Origin of the sequence: Shewanella scandinavica (assembly GCF_031932065.1) — a bacterium.
In the GTDB taxonomy this organism is placed as follows: Bacteria; Pseudomonadota; Gammaproteobacteria; order Enterobacterales; family Shewanellaceae; genus Shewanella; species Shewanella baltica.
This window is the reverse complement of the sequence record NZ_JAUOES010000004.1, coordinates 242596-264171: the sequence shown is the minus strand read 5'-3', so window position 1 is coordinate 264171 and position 21576 is coordinate 242596. Positions and strand designations below refer to the sequence as shown.

Annotated in this window: 17 protein-coding genes and 2 pseudogenes; 7 read left to right on the top strand and 12 right to left on the bottom strand. The window is 43.6% G+C overall.

All coding sequences use genetic code 11. From position 1 onward, the window contains the following. Positions 1-480 precede the first annotated feature (480 nt). Positions 481-951 carry a cupin domain-containing protein gene (locus tag Q4Q50_RS05105; RefSeq protein ID WP_006084120.1) on the bottom strand — a complete coding sequence of 157 codons (471 nt, stop codon included), beginning with the start codon at positions 949-951 and terminating at the stop codon, positions 481-483. Positions 952-1330: 379 nt separating this feature from the next. Here Q4Q50_RS05105 and Q4Q50_RS05100 point away from each other — a divergent pair, with 379 nt between their 5' ends. Then, a complete protein-coding gene (locus Q4Q50_RS05100) occupies positions 1331-2239 on the top strand; it encodes a GGDEF domain-containing protein (protein WP_311898669.1) in 909 nt (302 codons plus the stop codon). A 158-nt stretch (positions 2240-2397) separates the two neighbouring features. Here Q4Q50_RS05100 and Q4Q50_RS05095 read toward each other — a convergent pair whose 3' ends face one another. Together Q4Q50_RS05095 and Q4Q50_RS05090 are read right to left on the bottom strand one after the other, a co-directional pair. Then, positions 2398-4587 carry an OsmC domain/YcaO domain-containing protein gene (locus Q4Q50_RS05095; RefSeq protein ID WP_311898668.1) on the bottom strand — a complete coding sequence of 730 codons (2190 nt, stop codon included), beginning with the start codon at positions 4585-4587 and terminating at the stop codon, positions 2398-2400. Positions 4588-4846: 259 nt separating this feature from the next. Further along, positions 4847-5077 (bottom strand): hypothetical protein, encoded by a 231-nt coding sequence (locus Q4Q50_RS05090; protein ID WP_311898667.1) that lies wholly within the window; start codon positions 5075-5077, stop codon positions 4847-4849. Between the two features lie 321 nt (positions 5078-5398). Here Q4Q50_RS05090 and Q4Q50_RS05085 point away from each other — a divergent pair, with 321 nt between their 5' ends. After that, complete coding sequence (locus Q4Q50_RS05085; RefSeq protein WP_311898666.1) at positions 5399-7063, top strand: methyl-accepting chemotaxis protein; 1665 nt, start codon at positions 5399-5401, stop codon at positions 7061-7063. A 216-nt stretch (positions 7064-7279) separates the two neighbouring features. Beyond that, positions 7280-7459 carry a DUF6435 family protein gene (locus Q4Q50_RS05080; protein ID WP_261273491.1) on the top strand — a complete coding sequence of 60 codons (180 nt, stop codon included), beginning with the start codon at positions 7280-7282 and terminating at the stop codon, positions 7457-7459. Positions 7460-7490: 31 nt separating this feature from the next. On the opposite strand, the gene Q4Q50_RS05075 is transcribed toward Q4Q50_RS05080, so the two are convergent. Continuing rightward, complete coding sequence (locus Q4Q50_RS05075) at positions 7491-7907, bottom strand: ribosome recycling factor family protein (RefSeq protein ID WP_311898665.1); 417 nt, start codon at positions 7905-7907, stop codon at positions 7491-7493. A 450-nt stretch (positions 7908-8357) separates the two neighbouring features. Next, positions 8358-9245 carry a LysR family transcriptional regulator gene (locus Q4Q50_RS05070; protein ID WP_126492740.1) on the bottom strand — a complete coding sequence of 296 codons (888 nt, stop codon included), beginning with the start codon at positions 9243-9245 and terminating at the stop codon, positions 8358-8360. Positions 9246-9344: 99 nt separating this feature from the next. Here Q4Q50_RS05070 and Q4Q50_RS05065 point away from each other — a divergent pair, with 99 nt between their 5' ends. Both Q4Q50_RS05065 and Q4Q50_RS05060 read left to right on the top strand, forming a co-directional pair. Next, a complete protein-coding gene (locus Q4Q50_RS05065; RefSeq protein ID WP_311890189.1) occupies positions 9345-9971 on the top strand; it encodes a short chain dehydrogenase in 627 nt (208 codons plus the stop codon). 165 nt (positions 9972-10136) lie between these two features. Next, entirely contained in the window at positions 10137-10382 is a 246-nt protein-coding gene (locus Q4Q50_RS05060; protein ID WP_006080205.1) for a DUF3297 family protein, read from the top strand. Between the two features lie 92 nt (positions 10383-10474). Here the strand turns inward: Q4Q50_RS05060 and thrS are convergent. Then, positions 10475-11692, bottom strand: a pseudogene (gene thrS, locus Q4Q50_RS05055) (threonine--tRNA ligase); the annotation flags it as partial. Positions 11693-12339: 647 nt separating this feature from the next. Between thrS and Q4Q50_RS05050 the strand changes: the two are divergent. Together Q4Q50_RS05050 and Q4Q50_RS05045 are read left to right on the top strand one after the other, a co-directional pair. Beyond that, a pseudogene (locus tag Q4Q50_RS05050) lies at positions 12340-12654 on the top strand (nuclease-related domain-containing protein); the annotation flags it as partial. 512 nt (positions 12655-13166) lie between these two features. Beyond that, positions 13167-14429: a hypothetical protein gene (locus Q4Q50_RS05045; RefSeq protein WP_311898664.1), complete on the top strand. Its 1263-nt coding sequence runs from the start codon at positions 13167-13169 to the stop codon at positions 14427-14429. Between the two features lie 174 nt (positions 14430-14603). Here Q4Q50_RS05045 and Q4Q50_RS05040 read toward each other — a convergent pair whose 3' ends face one another. The 6 genes from Q4Q50_RS05040 to gcvT form a co-directional block, all read right to left on the bottom strand. Continuing rightward, complete coding sequence (locus Q4Q50_RS05040; protein ID WP_311898663.1) at positions 14604-15362, bottom strand: DNA-methyltransferase; 759 nt, start codon at positions 15360-15362, stop codon at positions 14604-14606. Next, positions 15349-16236 carry a DNA methyltransferase gene (locus tag Q4Q50_RS05035; RefSeq protein WP_311898662.1) on the bottom strand — a complete coding sequence of 296 codons (888 nt, stop codon included), beginning with the start codon at positions 16234-16236 and terminating at the stop codon, positions 15349-15351. The genes Q4Q50_RS05040 and Q4Q50_RS05035 overlap by 14 nt, the downstream gene beginning before the upstream one ends. Further along, on the bottom strand, positions 16229-16420 hold the full coding sequence (locus tag Q4Q50_RS05030) for a hypothetical protein (RefSeq protein WP_311898660.1): 192 nt from the start codon (positions 16418-16420) through the stop codon (positions 16229-16231). The genes Q4Q50_RS05035 and Q4Q50_RS05030 overlap by 8 nt, the downstream gene beginning before the upstream one ends. Before the next feature lie 531 nt (positions 16421-16951). Then, positions 16952-19840, bottom strand: a complete 2889-nt coding sequence (gcvP, locus tag Q4Q50_RS05025) for an aminomethyl-transferring glycine dehydrogenase (RefSeq protein ID WP_311898659.1) — start codon at positions 19838-19840, stop codon at positions 16952-16954. Positions 19841-19962: 122 nt separating this feature from the next. Beyond that, positions 19963-20352 (bottom strand): glycine cleavage system protein GcvH, encoded by a 390-nt coding sequence (gene gcvH / locus Q4Q50_RS05020; protein ID WP_006080188.1) that lies wholly within the window; start codon positions 20350-20352, stop codon positions 19963-19965. A 25-nt stretch (positions 20353-20377) separates the two neighbouring features. Continuing rightward, complete coding sequence (gcvT, locus tag Q4Q50_RS05015; protein ID WP_012090200.1) at positions 20378-21472, bottom strand: glycine cleavage system aminomethyltransferase GcvT; 1095 nt, start codon at positions 21470-21472, stop codon at positions 20378-20380. Between the last annotated feature and the right edge of the window lie 104 nt (positions 21473-21576).

Genomic DNA, 21576 nt, shown 5'->3' with positions numbered 1-21576 from the left:
GCAAGTTTCACAAAAAAGTTAAAAAACCATCCACTGCTAGATTAATTTTTCATAAAAAGATGCAGTTATATTGATTACAACATGATTTTAAAAGTAGCAATCAACATTCGTTGCTGAGCAGACTTATAGTAGCAACTTGATTACTACTTTTGACTTATCAAGCGCAGATATTCCTCCATCAATGATTCATAATTTGAAACAGCATGTGAATTTATTATTTAATTTTAGCCCATTCATACAAATCATTATCACACAAAGAATTACCCTAATAAAAAATAAATTACACTATATTCATATAAACAGAAATACAGGTTACACATGAGCAAGCCGAACACTATTTAATCAATTTAAACTTCTGGCACTCTAATTATTCTGTAAGCCTAATAACCTACAATTAATCTTAAGCAGACCAAGGTTAGAACAGACAGAGACGAGCATACCATCCAGCCAATTATTCCTTAAAATGAGCGCTCACTCTGCCTATCGGCTCAGACGCTTGATGATTTCGCTGTGCTGCGGATAGTGGGCTAGTAACGTTTTTTGGCTAAATAACTCGAAATCATCGAAGGTAAAACCGGGGGACACCATGCAGCCCACGAGCGAAAAGCCGGGTTGATTCATCGCCGAACCAAAGATACAGCCCTTAGGCACCAAAAATTGTGGTCGCTCGCCCGCCGCTAAATCGAGTCCCAATTGCGCCGTGGTTAACACGCCATCAGGGGCAATCATATAAATGGTGAGCGATTGTCCTGCATGGAAGTACCACATTTCATCGGCGGTTAGGCGGTGAAAGTGGGAAACTTCCCCCGTGCGCAGTAAAAAATAGATGCTGCTCCATAATGCCCGAGTCTGATCAAACGGCGTTTCAGAACGATAGGATGAGCGGTAATAGCCGCCTTCAACATGCTGTTCTAGTGCTAAATGTTCAATAAAATCATCGGCTGTATGCATTATAAATCCCTGGATAAAATTAAAACCGCAATTCCGGTTCTAGAGTCTACTCGAAAAACATCTGCTCACTAAGCATTGCGGTTTAGCTTTTTGAACATAAGCACACACGCCAAAGTTCAAAATATCACTATTGACTCGTTACAATAGGCAAAGAGAGAGTTATGGCTTATGGCATCAATCGCGCTGGCGACTTGGCAAAATAACAACGACAAATAAATTGTACGGCATGTCGTTATGGTTTGTTGTTCGCACCAAAAGCGGCTAGATTATTATGAGTTAACGGGATTAATTGGCGGCTAAAGCTCCAAAGAGCGGCTCGTAATGATGACTTGGACACGCAGACATAAAGTTAAGTGATTTTCCACAGGGATCTTAATTGATGATCAATATTGAACAGATGGCGTTAATCCTCGATGCACTGCCAGATCCTGCCTTAATATTGTCAAAAAGTGGTCGGTACGTGGCTGTATTCGGCGGTAAAGATGGGCGTTATTACCACGATGGCAGTGGCTTAGTCGGTTTGTACCTTGCCGATGTATTAAACCCCGATAAAACAAATTACTTCTTAGGCATTATCGAACAAGCCTTAGCTAGCCGAGCATTACTGATTGAAGAATATGAACTCAGTAATAAAGATGTCAAAGGCTTACCCGATGCGGGCCCAGATCAACCCATTTGGTTTGAGGGACGAATTCAAGCGCTAGACTTTCTCGTCAATGATGAGCCAGTGGTGCTCTGGGTCGCCAGTAATATCTCACAGCGACATGAGCTTGAACTGCAGCTGCGTCAGCTCAGCGATACCGATCAGCTCACAGGATTATATAATCGCCGCCGATTAGAACGCGACTTAACCGTTCAATTCGACACTTTTCAGCGCCACCGTACGCCCACCTCAATCTTGATCCTCGATTTAGACCACTTAAAGTCTATCAATGACCAGTTAGGCCACCATGCTGGCGATAAAATTATCATCACCGTTGCTGAAACCTGTCGCACTCAATTTAGAAAAACCGATAGCGCGTATCGTTTTGGTGGGGATGAATTTGTGATTGCCCTGCCCGGTGTCGAACAGTCTCAGGCAGTTAAATTTGCAGAATACCTCTGCGATTGTTTTTACTCTGCGCTGCAAAAACATGCGGTTAATGGCTTGTTTGCCACCGTAAGTATCGGGGTTGCCAGCATAGAAGCATTTGATACCTCCTATGAAGACACGCTTAAGCGGGCCGATGCGGCCCTGTATCAAGCGAAACGTAACGGTAAAAATCGAGTTATATCAAATACAGCCTAAGCGGGTTGAACATTTCAAAGCACACATAGCAATAACAAGCGCCCTTAATAAGTGATAGTCACAAGTGCTCATAAGAAGCACGCATCAAAAGGCAACCAACAAAAAGCGAACCCTAAGGTTCGCTTTTAAACACATTAAGCTAATGCTAAATAACAGAATTAATTCGCGTCTTTCGCAGCTTTACGGGCTTGATGCAGTTTTTTATAGCTTTCAATCAATCTTAAATGCGGCTCAATACCCTCGAGCTGCATGCTGGTCTTAGTTAAACCGCTAAAACGTATTTTTCCTGTAACACTGCCAACCACTTGCTCCATCACTTCCTCACCAAACATGCGGTTGAAGTTGTGGATAAAATCATCAAGTTCTAACTCGTCATCTAAGGTCACTTCCAATACAGCATTCATGGCTTGGTAGAACAGGCCGCGTTTAACGGTATTGTCGTTAAACTGTAGGAACTCACCAACTAGCTCAATCGCGTCTTCGTGCGCACCAAGCGCCAAATAAATCAGGATCTTAAGCTCGATAATCGTGAGCTGACCCCAAACGGTATTTTCATCGAATACAATGCCGATTAAGGTGCGGATATCCGTGTAGTTATCGAGTTGGCTTTCTTCTAAACGATTAACCAAATTAACCAGCTGTTTAGTGCTTAACGAATGCAGATTTAGGATATCTTCACGGTATGCCAGCGCCTTGTTGGTATTATCCCAAATCAAGTCATCAACTGGATAAATCTCAGAGTAATCAGGAACTAAAATTCGGCACGCCGATGCACCTAAATCGGTAAATTCAGCGATATACACCTCTTTACCTAACGCTTCTAAGATACCAAACAGACCGCTGGCCTCTTCTTCGCTGGTGCCAGAGAAATCCCATTCGCAAAATTCATAATCAAATTTACTGCTAAAGAAGCGCCATGAAATCACTCCTGTTGAATCAATAAAGTGCTCAACAAAGTTTTCTGGCTCGCTGACCGCCATGCTATTGAAGGTCGGTTTTGGTACATCGTTTAAGCCTTCGAAACTGCGGCCTTGCAACAGCTCAGTTAAACTGCGCTCTAATGCCACTTCAAAGCTTGGGTGCGCGCCAAATGAGGCAAACACGCCGCCAGTTTTCGGGTTCATTAGGGTCACGCACATCACGGGGAATTGACCGCCGAGTGAAGCGTCTTTGACCACAACAGGGAAACCTTGCTCTTCTAAGCCGTTTATGCCCGCGAGGATACTGGGATATTTTTCAAGTACCTGCATTGGCACATCAGGCAGAACAATTTCTTGCTCAATGATTTGGCGTTTAACGGCACGCTCAAAAATCTCTGACAAACACTGCACATGCGCTTCTTGCAGGTTATTGCCCGCGCTCATACCGTTACTTAAAAACAGGTTTTCAATCAGGTTAGATGGGAAGTAAACCGTTTCACCGTCAGATTTACGGGTGTAAGGAATAGCACAAATGCCGCGCTTAAGATTGCCCGAATTAGTATCAATCAAGTGCGAACCGCACAGCTCGTCGTCTGGGTTGTAAATCTCTAAACAATAGTCATCCAGAATACCCGCTGGTAGCGCATCGTCTTCTTCTAATGCAAACCACTTTTCATTGGGATAATGCACAAATTCGCTATTAGCGATTTCGGTACCAAAGAATTGATCATTATAGAAAAAGTTGTTATTTAACCGCTCAATAAACTCGCCGAGTGCCGAGCACAGTGCACTTTCTTTAGTCGCGCCTTTACCATTGGTAAAACACATTGGCGAAGCGGCGTCACGAATATGCAGTGACCACACGTTCGGCACTATGTTACGCCATGATGAGATCTCAATCTTCATTCCAAGATCGGCGAGCATGCCCGTCATATTGGCAATGGTCTGCTCCAGTGGTAGATCTTTACCCAGAATAAAGGTGCTCGATGCGCCATTAGGCTGGCCCATCAACATGGCATTGGCGTCTGCGTCTAGGTTTTCAACGGTTTCAATCTTAAATTCTGGACCCGTTTGCACCACTTTTTTAACGGTACAACGGTCAATTGAACGCAAAATACCTTCGCGATCTTTATCGGAAATATCTTCTGGCAATTCAACCTGAATTTGGAAAATCTGGTTGTAGCGATCTTCTGGATCGACAATATTGTTCTGCGACAGTCTGATGTTATCCGTTGGAATATCGCGGGCTTTGCAATACACCTTCACGAAATAGGCCGCACACAGGGCTGACGACGCTAAGAAATAATCAAACGGACTAGGAGCAGAACCATCACCTTTGTAGCGGATCGGTTGATCGGCGGTCACGGTAAAATCATCAAACTTGGCTTCAAGTCTAAGATTGTCGAGAAAATTAACTTTGATTTCCATTGAATATGATTTCCACTAAATATGCGAGTCTGTAGCAGCCCATCGACCAAGTCGCGTCATTGGTAATGAGTCATTAAGGGGGAATTATCGGTGTTTTTGGCCCATTAGTCTTGAGTTAATTATGTTAAAAACCACAATCGGGGCATTTGCGGCTTAGCTTAGTGGGTTGAATAGCAGGTTTGAGTTTGAACTGAGATTGAATAACATGAAGGCCAAGTAAGCCAATTAGTCGCAGATTAAAACCAAGTACAAAAACAAATTATTGATGTTTTTCAGTCTCTCGCTTAACTAACAGAAAGGTTAAATACATCTTAGTGGGTAATGATAAGGCCATGCCAAAGGCGACACACATAGCGCTGATAATAATCCCTTGCACGCCCATCGCCTCAACGGTTTCATTAAAGTTATGCAGATAAATACCCAGCGCAATAAGACAAATACCCACACTAATGCAAATTTTCAGCGTTAAAATCAGCTTTTCATTCGTCACTGTTCCGCCCTTACCCTTTGCCGCTATGTCGCTTTGCTACTGGTCCGCTGCAAATCAGATATACGCTCAAGATTTTGCAAAATTCTAGCCGCCATTTGCATCAAGTTTAACTAATATAGTGGACGCATTTCCCCCAGAGAGCCTTGATTAAGATCAACGAAAGTAGCCCAATTTAAGGTGCACCCAACCCATGAGGCATAAGAAAAAAGCGTGCTTTTTGTCATTTACATTATATTTTTGTTAACTTAAGCACTTAAGAATATGGGAAATTAGCTATACTGCCCTGCAATAAAAAGGATGTTCATCATGGAGTCGTCAAGCATGTCTAATTTCAGTTTACGTAATAAATTACTGCTGTTATCGCTATTCCCGTTAATCCTGACCCTGTGCATTCTCATGACAGTTTCTTACTATGTCGAACAAAGCGCCCTTGCAGATGAAGTCACGACCTTTAGAACTAAGCTTATCGGTGAACGTAAAACCCAAATAAAAGAAGCCACCGAAATTGCGGCCGGCATAGTGCAATATCAGTTGTCTTTAAAAGAAAATGGCAATGTGAACCAAGCGCTCCGTGATATCCGTTTTGGCAGTTCTGGTTACTTCTTTATTTACGACTCCCAAGGCAAAAACCTGTTCCATGCCGTCATGCCCAACCTCGAAGGGCAAAATAAAATTAATATGACAGATCCCCGCGGCACAAAAATCATTGTTGGTTTACTCGATGCTGCTAAAAGGGGCGACGGTAACTTCTCCTTCTATTTCCAAAAACCGAATACCAATGAGCAAATTGAGAAAATCGGTTACTCCATGATGATCCCTGGCACTGACTGGATGCTAGGCACGGGCGCTTATATCGATGATATTGACGCTGTCGTTGAGGATTATCGTGCAACTGTCACTGAGCAGATGATCGAAAAATCCTATGCCATTCTGTTAATTGCGCTGTTACTCGCCGCGATGACTGCCGTTGTTATTCTGATCACCGCCCAACGTATGGTCGCGCCAATTAAAAATATGGCGAATAACTTAAACGATATCGCTAAAGGCGAAGGCGATTTAACCAAACGTCTTATTGTGAAAGGTGAAGATGAAATTGCACAACTAGGTCAATCCTTTAACCTGTTTGTCGATAAACTCCAAACCATCATAGGCGATGTGGCAAACGCGACCGCTAAAGTTAAAACCGCCGCCAACGCGATTCACGATCAAACCAAAGTGATGTCGAGCCAACTCATCAGCCATAACAATGAAACCGATCAAGTTGTTACTGCTATTACTGAAATGTCAGCTACCGCCAGCGAAGTGGCGCAAAATACCACGCAAGTGGCAGAAGCGACTCACGCTGCCACTGGCGATGTAGCCAATGCTCAGCGCTGCGTCGATGCGTCTTTAGAAGAAATTTCGGCACTCATGGCGCAAATCAATAATGCGGCGGGCAGCATTCAATCCTTGAGCGAACAATATAAAAAAATCAACAACGTGCTGTCAGTGATTGGCGGTATTGCTGAGCAAACTAACCTATTAGCATTAAATGCCGCCATCGAAGCGGCCCGCGCCGGAGAACAAGGTCGAGGCTTTGCCGTGGTGGCCGATGAAGTGCGTAACTTAGCGAGCCGAACGCAATCTAGCACTTTAGAAATCAATGAGATGCTGTCAGAACTGCACAAGCTTGTGGCGCTGGCGGTGAAAACGATGGAAGAAAGTCAGCAAAGCTGCGTACGCTCGGTAGACTCTTCTCGCGCAATCTCAGAAAGCCTAGGCTCAGTGACATCGGCGGTCACGGCCATTAACGACATGAGCACCCAAATTGCGACAGCGGCCACGGAACAAAGCTCTGTGACCGAAGAAATTAACCGCAACGTGTTCGCCATCCAAGAGATAGTGAATGAGTTACTCCATTCCAGCGAAGATGCTGCCAGAGTCAGCCAAACCGTATCACAAGAAGGCATTAACTTAGGTAAACTCGTCGGTCAGTTTAAGATTTAAAATATTTTCAATGGGTTGCAAGCTAAATAAGACATAGCAACCCATTGGTTTGCTGCAAATGTAAGATAAAGTCTCTGCCTTGCTGAGGCCGGATGGCAGTGGAATTGATGGATTGTGGATTAGAAGTTGAAGGCGCTACTTTTAATTTCAAAAAGTAAAACTTAAATCCCGTTACCTACGTATATAACCCAAATACTCAACTCAGTAGAAATGGCCATGTTTTCAATCTTTAAGAAAAATCCCTTAAAAAAGTTAACACAGCAATACAATGCCAAGCTTGAACAAGCGATGCATGCACAGAGAAAAGGCGATATCAGATCCTACTCAATGCTGACCGCTGAAGCCGAGCAAATCGAAAATCAAATAAAAGTGCTAGAAAAAGCAGCCCAGCAATAGAGGCGCATAGTGAGAACGCGAAACAAGCAAACTACCAAGAGTCGGCTTGAAAACGTGCCAATCTGGCCTCTGTGATAGTGCATTGCGTCAGTTGCATCAACTCACCTAAAGTGATCGCGGGATTGTCTGTGATAAGCCGAATCAACTTAGCGTCTAAGGGCTCTAGCTTGTCCGCATGTTGCAGCAAGGCTGACTCCAACTTTTTGATAAGATAGCCAAACTGGCCATCTATAGCCGTTAACTGCTGCGCCAGCAATGGCTCACTTTGTAAATGCGCACTGCAGGATTGGATCTTAATCGCCGCGCCAATAATGCACCAATTCCTTGAACGTCGCACACGCTTAAGCTCGCAATCATATTGGATTGCAATCGCTTGAGCTTGTTTAACCGCCTCCCGCCCAATTCGATGAATAAGCGAGGGCAGCGAGATACTAATGTCGTCGTTCATAACTCTTGGTTCATCGCCGCTCTATTATGCCTGCATGGATAAAGGTAAATGCCTGCTCGACTTTAGATTCAAATACAAAATTCAATGCGCGGCAGTGTACTCTGCCTCACTTTATTCTAAAAGCTCTGCCCTCTGCCGGATAAGAATTGCTGTGATGACGCTTTGATACCAATCGTATTAAATATCTGTTCATTCAGCGGGAGTTCAACGCGCTTTAGACAAGGCGAAGGCTTGAAGGCATAGTGGTGCTCTGTCGAAAGCCTTAAACGCAGTATAAAGCGTGTTGCCATGAATTTAACATCGGCCGCCCTTCGGGAGCCTCACAGGCATCCCACTCCCGTGTTGCATTGACTTAAAAGGGAATGACCATTTCTGCGTCAATGCGCCTTGGATTGAAATGCCTGTGAGGCTCTGAACTGATTAGATATTTAATGTGATTGGTATGACTCATTAACCCACATATTTTGAGTGAGTTTCGCACCAAGTTTGTAGCTTATGTTGTAAATCACGCAGCTTCTTTGGGTAATGGCTCTGCTTGGCATAAACCATATACAACTCATGTGGATAGCATTGCCATTGGGGAACGAGCAAAGTGAGTTTATGCTGAGCGATATCCTCCTCTACCAAATAATAAGGCAGGCTAGCGATACCTGTACCACTCAAAGTAAGCAAATGTGTAGTGGCATAGTTTGAACTACACAGTGTAGGCTCAAAAGTGAGCGTGAGACTGTCCCCAGCAAGCGGTTCAAACACCCACTGAGTTTCACCCGAAGACAATAGACGATAATGGCGTAAATCATCAGGGTGACGCACCTCTGCGGCGGCGGGATGCGCGGGCGCAACCACTAAGACATGGCGAATTCTGCCAAGATATCTGGCGACCAGATTATCGCTGTGCGCAATGCTTGTTCTTAAGGCGAGATCAAACTTGCCGAACTCAACATCTTGAATATTCTGCTCAAAACACAGTTCGAGTTTCACTTGAGGATACGCAGCAATAAACTGGAGCAGCATAGGACTCAGCAATTTTTTGCCCAGTTCCGTTGGAGCGGTGAATTTTAAAGTGCCGCAGGAGTCCTGCGTTAAATCCTGCACTAAACGTCCAGCTTCATTGGCCAGCCTCTCGATTTCGCAGGCTTTACCAAATAACGCTTGCCCTGCTTCGGTCATTGATACTCGCCGAGTGGTTCGGTGGAGTAATTGACAACCCATTTCATCTTCAAGGGATTTAACATGGCGCGACACTAAGCCTTTAGAAGCGCCGAGTTGTTCAGACGCAGCGCTAAAACTGTGCATTTTGGCAACCAGCATAAATGACTGCAGATGGGTGAGATTCATCAATTAAATCCATTAACGAAACAATGTGGTGATTATATGCGCTTTTTCTATGTAATTAACCAGACTATCCTCAATTCGTATTCAATTTAGGAGCATGTCATGAAAATAGTCGTTGTGGGTGCATCAGGCACAATCGGACAAGCCATAGTCCGCTTATTTCATTCAACTCAGCATGAAGTGATTCAGGTAGGGCGAACAACGGGGGATGTCCTGATAGACATTCGGGATGAACATTCACTTAAACAAGGGCTAGAAAAAATCGGTAAAGTCGATGCAATGATTTCGGCCATGGGTGACGTCGTGTTTAAACCCTTCAACGCTATGACTCAAGCAGACTGGTATACAGGGCTCCAAAGTAAGTTATTGGGGCAGATACAGTTAGTGCAAATAGGTAGCCAATACCTCAACGCTGGGGGGAGTTTTACACTGACCAGTGGCATTATTGCCGATGTCCCAGTAAAAGATGGCATCAGTGCAGCCACAATCAATGGCGCACTTGAGCATTTTGTTACCGCCGTCGCGGGAGAATTACCTGCGCAGCAGCGAATAAACATTGTCAGCCCAACGGTATTAAGCGAGTCGTTAGCGAGCTATCAGGACTATTTCCCCGGTTTTAGTGCAATCAATGCCGACACATTAGCCAAGGTTTATTTGCGCTCAGTCATGGGCAGAGAAAACGGCCGAGTGCTGAAAGCCTTTTCCTGCTGCGGTGCAGTCTTGCCCTAACAGCAGTGTCCTAACTGCAATGCCCTAACAGCTGTGCCCTAACAGGACAACCTAACCTTGTAACGCAAGGCGCGTAATCAGTCACAGTTAAAGTCTTGAGCGTTGCGCTGGGATTGCCTACAATAGCGCACGCTTTTTCACTATAGACAACGACAGATCACGACCATGACCGACACAACATCATTACCTGCTTTACCGGATCGCCTTTCCGTTAACCCACGCAGCCCACACCATGTGGCAGAAATTTTCGAGCACGATATCGGTATTAAGCTCAACGGCAAAGAGCGTTTTGATGTCGAAGAATATTGCATCAGTGAAGGTTGGGTAAAAGTACCAAGCAAATCCTTAGACCGTCGCGGCCAACCACTTTTACTCACAGTAAAAGGCACAGTAGAAGCGTTTTATCGTTAAGCTTTAGCGCAAAGAGCAGGATCATAAAATGAGTAAAGGCTAGCCGTGGGAACCCTAGCTAGCCTTAAATAGCAAACACCATTCCCCTTATATTATTGTTTTCGAACTAGTTTATCCGCAAGATAGTCAGCTAATTCAGCAAGAGGGATGTGAGTCATAACACCATCTTTGCGGCACTTAACTGACACACACTTCTCGGCTTCTTCCTTATCCCCAACCGTTAAGATGTAAGGCACTTTTTGCTTGTGAAAGCGTTTCATTTTGCGGGCAACTGAGTTTTGACTGATATCAACCAACACTCGCATGTCTCGTGCTAAACATAGTGCGGCTAACTGACGGACAAATTGGCTGTTTGACTCATTCACTGAGGCAATAGCAACAGGCACAGGATGCAACCAATCCGGCAGGTTACCCTGTGAGACTTCCAAGAGAATCCCCAGCCAACGCTCGATAGATCCATACATAGCTTGGTGCATAATCACTGGCCGTTCGAATTCACCTTGCTCGTTTGTGTACTGAACATCGAATCTTTCAGGCAAATTAAAATCAAACTGGATAGTGCCACACTGCCAGCATCGGCCCATAGAATCTGTCAGTGACAGTTCAATTTTAGGACCATAGAAAGCCCCTTCACCAGCTTGATACTCGGCATCAAAGCCCTCACTATAGCAGGCTGAATCCAATAGCTTTTGTGCTCGGCACCATTGCTCATCGCTGCCTAATGCCTTCTCAGGTTTAGTCGATATTTTTACGTCTAAATTATGGTAGCCGTAATCACCATAAACCTGCTTTGCACGCTGGAGAAAACCACGTATCTCCTCCTCTGCCTGAGACCAACAGCAAAAAACATGGGCATCATCCTGAGTGAACTGGCGTGCGCGCAGGCAACCATTTAACGAGCCTGAGGATTCATTACGGTGCACCAAGCCAAACTCAAATAGTCGCAGTGGCAAATCTCTATGGCTATGTACCCCGCGCTTAAACAGCAAAATATGGGCAGGACAAGACATGGGTTTTAACACATATTCATCCATGTTTTCCTTTCCGCCACCGAAAAACATGTTCTCTGCAAACATGTCCATATGCCCAGACGTTTGCCATAACTCCTTCTTCATAAAAACAGGCGTGTTCACTTCCTCAAAACCATTTCGGCGATACACGCGCCTCATGTGCTCTTGAATGTCTCGGAATAACGCCCAGCCATTCGGGTGCCAAAAAATCATACCCGGCGCCTGTGGTTCAGAGTGAAACAGGTCAAGTTGTTCTGCAATTTCGCGATGTGTTTTCATCATTCTCTCCCGAGCTAAATCTGAGTAAAACTTGAGTTAAATCTGAGCGAAATACAAAACCAAGGTATAAAAAAACCCTCTGGCGATATCGCTCAGAGGGTTTTTTTAAAGACGCAAAAAACTACCCCCCGAGAATTCTCGTGGTGGTAGTGGTGGTGTTAATTGCGCTTACGTATATTTTGTTCATGGGCCAGTAATAACAAATCATCCCTATCGCGGCAAGCATTTTGTTTAGAAATTCCACAGTACCGCGTTAGCTTCTAGTCACTAACACACTGCGTTTAAACTCAGACAGCCCCGGCCACAAGTCATTATTTAAAATACATTTTTGTGATAAAACGCATTGATTAAACCGTATAGAGCGGGTTAAAGTGTGACCACTAAGTAAAAAGTGTGACCACTTAAGGAAAATGCAGGGCAAACTCGAACTCCATCATCGAGCACGCCATTTAGGGAAGAAGAAGCAAATCAGTTATCTGCCTCCCCTCTTAAAAGCCACCTCTGTCACCCAGCTAAATCAGCACAGGGTAAGCCTGTGTAAGTAATGGAATTAACGATCCCTTTTTACGGCAAGGATGTAAATGGCAGATTTTACTAACAATATTTTATCGGTAGTGATCATCCTCTCCAGCATGTTTGTCACGATTGGAGTGATGTATACGCGGAGCAAAGACGGGCGCTTAAACTTCCCCTCGTGGACAGAAACCAAACCCATAGAACAAGCGCAGCGCCAAGCACACTTGTTAAGAGAACGGGTCAGCCAATGGTTAACCAAAGCCACAGGGACACCAGTATCATCAACCCCAGTCCTAGTACTCCCCGGCTGGTATGTCACAAGTCAATCAAAACCACCGTTCCCGATCCTTAACCACAAACAATTAGTCAGCACCATCCCAACACTCAAAACCCAAGCACTTACCCAGCAACAGGTCGACACCATCATCTACCAAGTCGCCCAAAGATGCCTAAGTAAAAGCAATTAAGAGTTTGTCTTATAACAGAATTTTTTAAATTAAATAAATAGGCATTAAGTAATAAAAAGCAATAAAATATTAGCGTATAACCTAAACTACAAATAAATATTAAACTTCATTAAAAATAAAAATGGAAATTATGAAGCGCATACTTTATTCAATAAACCAATTGACCTATTACGATAAAACACGATAGCAAACCAACAAAAAATGTAAAACAAAAAAATTAACATAAAGAACGCGATTTTAACGAATAATTATTAAAGCATAGAATACAGAATTATGTAAAGCCTCAATCAAGAGGCTTAAAAATTTTAATTTAAACGAAACTAGCATCCTATTAAATTAGTATTTCCCTGTCAGACCTTGATATTTAAATACAGAAAATCCTACTTTTAGGATAAAAATCTTACTTTAACGTCCACTAAATTACAGAGGAGGGTAATCACCCATTTCTATTTTAAAAATCAAATATATGTGCTATAAATCATAATCCTTTAATAAATCAAGAGTTATTCGATATGCTACATGGATTCCCAAATCAGATTAACACTTTTTCCAAAGTGGCAAAGGCAGTGAAAGTATTTAGACATGCGCAACATATTCAGTTGAATCTTAAAAGTGACAGCTCTATCGGTGAATTACTACTCAAAGAAGAAATTATTGGCTACAGAGACAAAAAACTAACTATCGAAGAGTATTTACAAAAACAAAGAGAGAAAAAAGCTAGTAACCGCTCATATGAAGCAAGTGCCCGTGGAATCAGAGAACTATTAGTCCATCTGAAATTCCTTGAGCATAAAAACGGGCAATATTTTTGTACAGAATATATTAATTTTGAGCTTTTTGATTTTAAAAAAAACTTAGTTTCTGATGTTCATAAAAAAAATTGGAAGAAAATACTTTCAAACATTTCGTTAGGAGAGTTTGGATTCCATCCTTATAAGGTACTTTTAAAACTAGTCGAAAAAAATCCTGGTTTGAATCGGAAATTTTCTTGCTTATGTTTAGAAACAATAGACGACTCTGAAGAAGAGTTATCTAGAGTTTGTGATTTAATTAAAAAAGCAGAGGAAATTTATAAGAATCACTCAAAAAAAAGAAAGCTAGAAGAAATTATTGCAGAACTAGTTAATGACTCACCAAATAATATTAACAATGCTATCAAGATTCTCCCATCATTTGCAGAGCAAGCAGGCGACATAGTAATAGAAAAAAATAACAAACTATTTTTAAAAGAAAAAAATCATCAAACTACCAATAAGGAAAGTGCAAAATTATTCCTAAAAAATCAGAAAAAATCTTCACGAAAGGTTTCTGCAAATGAAATTGCAAATGCAGGAACCTTATATAACGAGGGTGACATAGATTATGTAATAATGGATGAAAATCATGCTGAAAATATGCGAGAAACTCTATCATTAAGAGCTGACAGGCTAAAAAGGCATAATATTATCGTAAAAATCATAGCGAAAATTTTAGAAAATAAAGGCTTCACATTATATGAGTCCCCTTATGATTGCTTAGCAAGAAGAGAAAATGACGCTATTATTTTTGAAGTAAAATCACTAAACGGATACATGGGAGATGAGGTATCTCAGGTAAGAGCAGCCTTAGCGCAGTTGAAATACTATGAAGAGTTCAGCGACTTACAAGGGGCAAAAAAAGTTACATTAGTCGCAGTTTTTGAAGTAAAGATATCAGAAGAGCACGAAAATTGGTTATCGAAACATGGAATAAAATGTCATACTCACAATGACTTAGATGAAATGTTTGCGAATTAGCTTTTCTCACCGATGATAATCAGCAGAGGCTGTTCATAATTTTGTATAAGCTTTACAGATACATGCACATCAATGATGATGTGAATGCATCCAGAATCATGAACAGCCACAATCTTCTAGTACATCTAAGCTAAAAAAATTTCATAGCTCTAACCAAGCAATTAAATAATATTTTTAAACATCATCCAGCCTCTTATTGGCTATTTCAATGTAATCAGGATTTAACTCAAATCCAATAAAATTGCGATTAAGCTTTTTGGCGGCAACACACTCTGAACCACTTCCCGCAAATGGAATAACTACCAGATCACCTTCATTAGAAAAGTGCTTAATTATTCTCTCTGAAATTGATAGAGGTTTCTGCGTAGGATGATCGACTTTCTCATTTTCAAATCGTTTACCAGCTAAAGTTGGAAAACTCCAAACGTCACCAGCCATCCTCCCATCCGGATGAGGAGTCCATACTTTCCCATTTTTAGTTATCTTGTTTTTTAGCCTTTCTTCGCTCTTATATGGCTCTCTGATTATATGATAAGTGTATTTATTAGTTTTTGAAAACCATAGTAAAGGTTCATAGTGTGCTTGTAGTGTGTTTTTATATCCAGAGAATCCATTCTCATAGTACCAAATTATTTGTCTACGATATTCGAGTCCGATTTCAATCATATGGCACTGCAACCAACAAAGATGGTGATGTATGCCGTATACGAATATGCTACCATCATCTTTTAATACACGCTTACACTCGTTTAGCCATTCTTTACTCCAAGGCAACCAAACATCTTTCTTTTTACTTTCGTTCCACGTTCCGAAATTTTTATTTAAGTTATATGGTGGGTCAGCAACTATAAGACTTACAGCGTTATCAGGTAGTTTTTTTAACCCTTCAATACAATCGATATTGAGAATTAAATTAGTATTATTTCTTAGCATTTTGCAAAATCAGTATGTATTGATTATGAATATTAGGAACATAAGCGTAGGGGTATCCATAAGGGAAAATTCTCTTATGCCTTTGATAAAGAACTTTCAACCCACGAATTTCCAGACCTACAAAGTCCAGCTTTCTAGCTAAGTCAGAATGAAACATTATGTATTTTGACTTATCACGAAAATCGCTAACTATGACTGCCATGTATTTTTGTGGCTTTAATACCCGAGCACACTTAGACAATATTCCAGTTAGTTCATCTAAGAATGTATCATAATCATCAATATTTCCTAAATCATTTTCATCATCACTATATTTTGTATCCAGTGAGTGCTTTTTTCTTTCCTGTTTTACTTTATGATCTTCTTTATGAAGAATGTTCCAGTATGGAGGGCTGGTAACAACAAAATCAACACTATTATCTTCAAGTGTATCTAGAACTTCTCGTGAGTCACCTTGTAAAACTACTTGCTCGGATTTATTTGAGCTGTCTACCAACTCTGTTTCCATTCTCTCTTTCGATAGTTCTGCATACTTTGGATTAAGCTCTATACCAATGCCACGCCTACGCTCCGTCGCACAAGCTTTGAGTGTCGAACCTATACCTAAAAATGGATCAAGTACAACCTGATTTTCTTTTGTAAAAAATCTGATAAGCCTTGCTACATCAGTAAATGAGAATGGAGCAGGGTGCTGTTTTTCAATTTTTACATCAGGATGCTTTGCACCAAGACCTTTCTGATTCCAAACAGAAATAGTTTCTGGAATCCATTCACTGGATGTCAGATCATTCAACTTGTTGCGAGGATCATATTTGCCTTTTTTTGTATTCGATACTTCTTCGACTATTTCGTCTTTATCAAATTCTTCAGCCATTATTTTCGTTTTCTTCATTAGTAATTGATTGGGCTTTAACGTCATGATTTTTCAGTAGTTCGCTTGCACTCAAAAGAAACCACTCCTTTAAAGTTAAACCTCGAATAGCCAGTTCTCCATATAACTGCTTTTTCAAACTAGGGTCGATTTGCAAGACAACTCTTCCACTCTTTCCAATGCTCATGCTGTCTAAATATCCAGTAGTGATTATGTGCCTTATGTTACATATGTCACCAGTGAAAGCAAAGCTGTTTATTTCAATTTTATTCGAACCGATTGAAATAACGCGAACGCAAGCAAGCGGGAACGGGATAGGCATAACTATTCGCTCAATTGTTACACCTGTGACCTTCTAAAATTCAGATGCCTTCAAAAGTTAGGACAAGCATAACCCTTCACTCAATGGTTAGACCAAAACTGGCATTGTTACACTAGTGACCTTCTAAAACAGGATGTTTTAGTAGAGCCTACAGGGATGTATCCACGGCGTGTCACTGGTGTAACAGTACTAAAGCCTGCGGCAGGCAATTAGGAAATGCCGTTGCCAAAAGCCATACAAAAGTAACTTCGCACCACTCAATTCAGCAGAAACCAATTCTTCTGAAACCCATTCAGGTAAACACAACTCCCCCCAAATTGCAGGCAATAAAAAAGCGAACCGCTAAGGGTTCGCTTTTCATCAAACGTTAGAACTGAATAACGTACTATTCAGCCCTTACTCGTAGTCTTCCATCGGTGCACAACTACACATTAGGTTGCGGTCACCATAGACATCATCAATACGATTCACGGTTGGCCAGAACTTGTTAGTGCGTACTGCTGCACTTGGGAACACGGCTACTTCGCGGCTGTATGGACGCGTATCAAACTCTGGGTCCATAATATCGGCCATAGTGTGTGGTGCGTTGTGCAGCGGGTTGTTGTCCACTGGCCATTCGCCCGATTCCACTTTGGCGATTTCAGCGCGGATTGACACCATAGCGTCGATGAAACGATCGAGTTCCACCTTAGATTCAGATTCCGTCGGCTCAATCATCAGGGTTCCCGCAACAGGGAAGCTCATGGTTGGTGCGTGGAAACCGTAGTCATTCAAACGCTTAGCGATATCCATTTCGGTCACACCTGAGGCTTCTTTCAGTGGACGTAAGTCGATAATACATTCGTGCGCCACGCGATCGTTACGGCCACGGAACAATACTGGGTAGTGTTCAGACAGCTTCTTCATCACGTAGTTAGCGTTTAACAGCGCAGTTTGGGTCGACTTTTTCAGGCCTTGAGAGCCTAACAGCTTAATGTACATCCAACTGATAGGCAGAATGCCCGCGCTACCATAAGGTGCGGCTGATACAGCGCCGTTGTGATCACTTTCACGGCCCGGTTTCACCACAACGTGACCGGCAACGAACGGCGCTAAGTGGGCTTTCACGCCGATTGGGCCCATACCTGGACCACCGCCGCCGTGTGGAATCGCGAAGGTTTTGTGCAGGTTGAGGTGTGATACGTCGGCACCGATAAAGCCAGGAGACGTTAAACCGACCTGAGCGTTCATGTTAGCGCCGTCTAAGTACACTTGACCGCCGTGCTGATGCACTATGTTGCAGATTTCGCGGATAGATTCTTCATACACACCGTGGGTCGATGGGTAAGTGATCATGATGCAAGACAGGTTTTCAGCCACTTCGGCAGCTTTCGTCTTCAGATCTTCTAAATCGACGTTACCTTGCTTATCACACGCCGTCACCACCACTTGCATACCGGCTAATTGTGCCGATGCTGGGTTAGTACCGTGGGCAGATTGCGGGATCAAACAGATGTTTCTGTGCGCATCGCCGCGTGACTCATGGTATTTCTTGATGGCTAACAAGCCAGCGTATTCACCTTGAGCGCCAGAGTTAGGTTGGATACACACAGCGTCGTAGCCTGTGATGTTCACTAACCAAGTCGACAACTCTTCAATCAACTGAGTAAAGCCTTTAGCTTGATCCAGTGGGCTGAATGGGTGCATGTTGGCAAATTCTGGCCAGCTCACAGGGAGCATTTCAACCGCTGCGTTTAACTTCATGGTGCATGAGCCCAGTGAAATCATCGAGTAGTTAAGTGCTAAGTCTTTGCTTTCGAGACGTTTGATATAACGCATCATCTCGGTTTCGCTTTGATAGCGATTGAAGGTTGGGTGGCTTAAAATCGCATCTTGGCGCACGAGTGCAGCCGGAATCGATTGGCTACCTTGGCTCACGATTTGCGCGTCTAACGCGGCAACATCTAAACCATGGCCAGCGCCTAAGATCACATCGAACAAGGCGTCGATATCTGTGCGCAACGTGGTTTCGTCTAAGCTCACGCCCACAATACCATCGGCATCGAAACGTAGGTTCATTTCAGCAGCCAGTGCACGTGCATTAACAGCAGCAACATCTAAGCCTTTGATGCTGATGGTATCAAACCAAGTGCTGTTGACTAAGCTCACGCCCTTCGCTTGTAAACCAGCCGCTAAGATATCGGCGAAACGGTTAATGCGTGACGCGATGGTTTTCAGGCCATCTGGACCGTGGAATACAGCGTAGAAAGACGCCATGTTCGCTAATAAAATTTGTGCAGTACAAATGTTTGAGTTGGCTTTTTCGCGGCGGATATGTTGCTCGCGAGTTTGCATCGCCATACGCAGTGCGCGGTTACCACGGGCGTCTTTTGACACACCAATGATACGGCCAGGCATAGAACGTTTGTGCTCGTCACGGGCAACGAAGAAGGCCGCGTGTGGACCACCAAAGCCCATTGGCACGCCAAAACGCTGTGCACTACCAAATACCACATCGGCGCCCATAGAGCCCGGTGATTTCAGTAATACCAACGACATAATGTCGGCGGCGACAGTCACAATCACATTCTTCGCACGCAGAGTTGCGAATAATTCGGTGAAGTCAGTGATTTGACCGAAACGGTTAGTATATTGGAACAAAGCACCAAACAGCTCGTAGTTAACGGCTTCGCTTGCAGGGCCAACCACCACTTCAAAACCAAAACACTCAGCGCGGGTTTTCACTACGTCTAAGGTTTGCGGGAACACATCATCGGCAACGAAGAAGATATTGGCTTTTTTCGCTTTAGAAACGCGCTTTGCCAGCGCCATCGCTTCGGCAGCAGCTGTTGCTTCATCTAACAAAGAAGCAGAAGCCAAATCTAAACCCGTTAAGTCCATCGACACTTGTTGGAAGTTTAGAATGGCTTCTAAACGACCTTGGGCGATTTCTGGCTGATATGGCGTGTAAGCCGTGTACCAACCTGGGTTTTCAAATACGTTACGCAGGATCACGTTTGGCACTTGAGTGCCGTAGTAACCCATACCTATGTAGCTCTTAAATACTTGGTTTTGGTCCGCTAAACCACGAATGTAGGCAATGCCTTCGGCTTCGCCGCAGGAATCACCAATGCTCAGGTCTTGGCTTAAACGGATCGACTCAGGCACGATTTGCGCGGTCAGATCGTCCAGAGACTCAGCACCAACATAGTTCAGCATGGCTTGCTGTTGGCTGCTATCAGGGCCGATATGACGACGTAAGAATAAATCGTGCTGTTCTAACTGAGTGAGGGTTTGCTTGGTCATGATAAACCTTGTTCCAGATTTGCCGTAATTCAGAACTGTAGGGTACTGATTAACGGGCTGTTGTTATGTCAATCTTGCGCTAAAACAAACGAAGCCCCTCAGGGCTTCGTTAGCGTCGACGATTAATCTTCGTCGATTACAGCTTGGTAGCCTTCGGCATCCAGCAGGGCGTCGACTTCTGATTCGTCAGAAGGCATTACGCGGAAGAACCAGCCTTCGCCGTAAGCGCTGCTGTTAACGAGTTCTGGAGAATCTTCCAGCGCTTCGTTCACGGCAATCACTTCGCCAGAAATAGGGGCATAAATATCAGACGCCGCTTTTACTGATTCAGCTACAGCACAGTCTTCACCCGCAGTCACAGTGTCGCCAACTTCTGGGAGTTCAACGAAAACCATGTCACCCAACAGCTCTTGGGCGTGCTCAGTGATACCTACTGTGTAGCTGCCGTCTTCTTCCTTGCGGATCCATTCGTGTGAAGAGGCGTATTTCAGTTCTGTCGGAATATTGCTCATTGTTCTTGTTCCTTGTTCCGTTTTTTTAAAATGCTTGTTTACCGTTGCGCACAAAGTTTGGCGCCACTACTCTAACAGCCACACGTTTTTTACGCATTTCGACTTCCGCCGTATCCCCAATCGAGTTAGGAACACGCGCCATCGCAATAGAATAGCCCAATGTTGGCGAGAAAGTACCGCTGGTAATCACGCCTTGGTGCTCAACACCGGCTGAGTCGGTGAAAAATACTGGCATATCATGGCGTAACACGCCCTTTTCTTCCATCACTAGACCAACAAGTTTGTCGGTTCCGGCATCGCGAAGTGTTTCGAGGGCTTTACGGCCGATAAAGTCACGGTCGCTTGGTTCCCATGCTATGGTCCAGCCCATGTTGGCGGCCAATGGGTTGATGGTTTCGTCCATGTCTAAGCCGTAGAGATTCATACCGGCTTCGAGACGCAGTGTGTCACGGGCACCGAGACCACAAGGTTTAACACCTTGATCTAACAATGCTTGCCACATAGCTTGGGCTTCGTCTTCTGGGACGATAATTTCGTAGCCCGCTTCGCCTGTGTAACCCGTTGTCGCAATAAACAGAGAACCGGCTTGCTTACCGAAGAAAGGTTTCATGCCTTCGATGGCGGCGTTTTGATCGCTACTGAACACGGCAGCGGCTTTCGCTTTAGCGTTAGGACCTTGAACGGCGATCATCGCCAGTTCTGGACGCTCAGTCACAGTGACATCAAAACCTTGGGATTGCTTGGCGATCCAAGCGAGATCTTTTTCGCGGGTCGCTGAGTTCACTACCACGCGGTAGTTAGTGTCAGTGAGATAGTAAGTGATGAGGTCGTCGATGACGCCAGCATTTTCGTCTAACATGCCGCCGTATAAGGCTTTACCTGGAACTTTAAGCTTAGCCACATCGTTTGCCAGCAACTTACGCAGAAATGCACAAGCGTCGTTCCCAATCACATCAACCACAGTCATGTGGGAAACGTCGAACATACCCGCGTCTTGACGCACGGCATTGTGTTCTTCGATTTGTGAACCATAGTTGAGAGGCATGTCCCAACCGTGGAAGTCGACCATCTTAGCGTTTGATTCTAAGTGCTTGTTAAACAGAATAGTTTTGTTAGCCATTGTTATCCCTTTTTTGCGGCCTTTTTCAGGTCTCTGCCTAGTGTAGGGTGTAGATACTAGGGTCTAAAATGCGGCGAAATTATACCTTGCGTCACAAATTTGTA